The organism is Coleofasciculus sp. F4-SAH-05 (assembly GCF_040222985.1).
Lineage (GTDB): Bacteria > Cyanobacteriota > Cyanobacteriia > Cyanobacteriales > Coleofasciculaceae > Coleofasciculus > Coleofasciculus chthonoplastes.
The window spans coordinates 1-2930 of the sequence record NZ_JAVKBY010000002.1; the positions used below are offsets into that span (position 1 = coordinate 1).

Below are 2930 nucleotides of genomic sequence, written 5' to 3' on the forward strand. Positions count from 1 at the left end.
GAATAGGTAGCGATTAAATTGGGAATAGGTAGCGATTAAATTGGGAATAGGTAGCGATTAAATTGGGAATAGGTAGCGATTAAATTGGGAATAGGTAGCGATTAAATTGGGAATAGGTAGCGAGCAAGATGCTCGCATTACAACAATTTTACCTTGGTTGAAATTAAGGTTTAAATACCGAACAGCTTATCTAGCTTTGCCGGGAATAAAATATCCTCAATTTTACCCTAGAGATGGGTTGGTGTAGATTTATCTTATCAAAACTTAACACAGTCGCGATCGCCTAAACATGGGTAAATAAAAAGAAATAACTAAATTAACTATAAATTCCCAATAAACATCATCGCTGACGCCTGATTCATTGTTGCCACTTTTGCCACCGCCTGACGCCAATTTTGTTGGTCTTGCTTCCGGGTTTCTAACTCCTTGAATTCTAACCAAACCTTTGAACGAATATCCTCATCACTCAGGAAAATTTCCCACTCCCGCTTCATGTCTCTGGCATAAATCACCAAATCTATAAACTCTTGCACCATATAATAACGAGCTTGACTAGGTGCGTTTAGCCAACTATTTAATGTTTCCTGACAAGCCGCCACCGCTTGCTCATGCAGTTTTTCCAGATTCCTGAGTACCTCTGAAGCATTGGACGGATCAGGTAAAATTCCGAAAACTTCCACCAGACTTAAATCGATATCTGATTGCAGAATTTCATCAAGCTGTTTGCGAATTAAATGTAACAAAACACTCCCGTAGGAAAACTCGAACTCCCAAAGCGTTCTAAACCCTAACTCTAATTGATTTCCCCGTTGTGCGAGTAAATCTGCCATGTCTTTGAGAAACTCAGCACCTCGGGTTGAGGTTAATTCGCCCAACTTACCTTGATTGACTAAAACATCAGTCACCAATGATTTCACTTTATCAATCGATAGTCTCAATCCTTGATCAACTTGTAAAAAATGCCGCGATAAATGAATTCGCAGTTCCCGAATGTAAACGCGGTAGATAGCTTGATAGGATTCTTTAAACTCAAACTCACAACTGCGGCTGATAATTTCCTGATCCGTCTCTGGAATCCCTTTATCTGTTTGACAGTTTTTCAATGCAGTTTGCACCGCCACCTGAAAGTCGGGATCAATGGCTTCACATTGCTCTTTTAGCTGATTTCTCAGCTCTAAAAGTCCTTGGATCAGTTCCTGAGAGAGTTGCTCAAATAATCGTCTAAATTGGCGAGATTCGCCCGAATGATATCCCAAGGCTTGAACCGATTTTTCCAGTGCTTGGTGAATCTGCTGATGCAAGTGTTGTAGGTTATTTTGACACCGACTCGCGTATCGCTTATCCAAGTCTTGAATATTTACTGTCAGATAGTCTAAAACCTGATTAAAGACTCGGTTAGCATCATCTGGATCAGAACAATCTGCTATTTCGGTCTGTACTACCTGAATCGTATCAATATTTTGCTGAAGACGTTTACACGCTCTGAGATTCTCGGTTCTTCGACTATAATTTAAAATCATAAATGACCGTTTCTCTAGATCATTCAGCGCTTGTGCCGCTTTATCATATAACTGAGTATCTAGGCGTTGCCACTGATAACGCTGCGGATCAGGTCGTTTAATAAACAAAACCACATCCACTTCATTACCCAAGGTTTCTAACATTAGCGTTTCATCACCTAACTTGGAGTCACCTAAACCCGGAACATCTACTAAGGCAATGTTGCCCACATCCGGATTTTGAAACTGGCAAACTATCTTAACTTCTTTCACTGCTAAGTGTTTGAATGTGGTTAAATGATTCTGTTGAGTACCATCCCGCTTTTGCATCACATAATCGGTAATTTCTTCCGCCTGAATTTTTAGCGATCGCGGATTTCCCGACTGAAGCAAAGATCGATAGTGACGGAGATTTTGATGATAATCGTAGCAGAGGCGTTTGTACATCTCTTCATGGCTTGCTCCGGCTACTCCTTGTTCGGGCAATACCTGATTCGCGAATTCCTCTAAGCTATACGGTTTTTCTGCTAAACCTAGTTCATCGTAATAGGGGTAAATGACTTCATTTAAAAATGATGATTCCGAATGCAGCGTGACTTCGACGTAAACCGAGGGACTAGGTTTAGGTAAAACCATCTGCTCCTGAATACCATATAAACTGGAGCTGACGCCATTAAATTGGGTTGTCTTTTCCCTAGAGTTATTGTGATTAGATGATTCCTCTTGCCGATTTTTAATTGTGCTACGAACTGCCGTACAAGCGCCTCCTTCTAGTGCTGGAATTTCATTGTCAGTCAGTCCACTTAAGGTTTTCAGTAATGTGCTTTTTCCCTGTCCCATTAATCCGACAACGCCGATATTTAAAGTGGGACGTGAGAAGCGCTTTTGTAGATTATTCAGATGTTCGGATTCAACGTGAAGCTGTTGCAACAAATAGGAGAGATGAAGGGTATTTAATGTCTCTTGGATTTCATTCTCACCGAACGATACCTCCAGCCGTTGGCGATACCGTTCTAATTCGCCTAAGGCGGTGGCAAGTTGAGCGAGATGGCTTTCTACCTGTTGTATATCTTGGACTAGGGGTTGGCGCTGTTCGATGATCGTCTCAATCCGTTGCGCTCTTGTCTGGGGGGGGTGGCTGGTATTCATGAAACCAGAAACGTTATTGTTATACCGTAGGGTGGGCATTGCCCACCAGCATACCAGTCAGTAGTGGACTGACCCAGCTAAAATTGTGGATTAGACTTTACCATTGAATCGGGCGCACGTCTATCATCCCTGTCAACTTAAGCTCAACCCCTCACCCGTGCAACAAAAGCGAAGCATCCTTAGTCCTCCCCCGTGCCAAAAAAGCGAAGCATCCTTAGTCCTCCCCCGTGCCAAAAAAGCGAAGCATCCTTAGTCCTCCCCCGTGCCAAAAAAGCGAAGCAT

The 2930-nt window shown here is 42.5% G+C and carries 1 protein-coding gene; it reads right to left on the reverse strand.

Annotation, left to right across the window (positions count from 1 at the left end):
• Positions 1–320 precede the first annotated feature (320 nt).
• A complete protein-coding gene (locus RIG27_RS00095; RefSeq protein ID WP_446341284.1) occupies positions 321–2648 on the reverse strand; it encodes a hypothetical protein in 2328 nt (775 codons plus the stop codon).
• Positions 2649–2930 lie beyond the last annotated feature (282 nt).

Bases quoted from the DNA above. Each gene is read 5' to 3' on its own strand.
- RIG27_RS00095 (WP_446341284.1), bottom strand. From the start codon at position 2,648: ATGAATACCAGCCACCCCCCCCAGACAAGAGCGCAACGGATTGAGACG.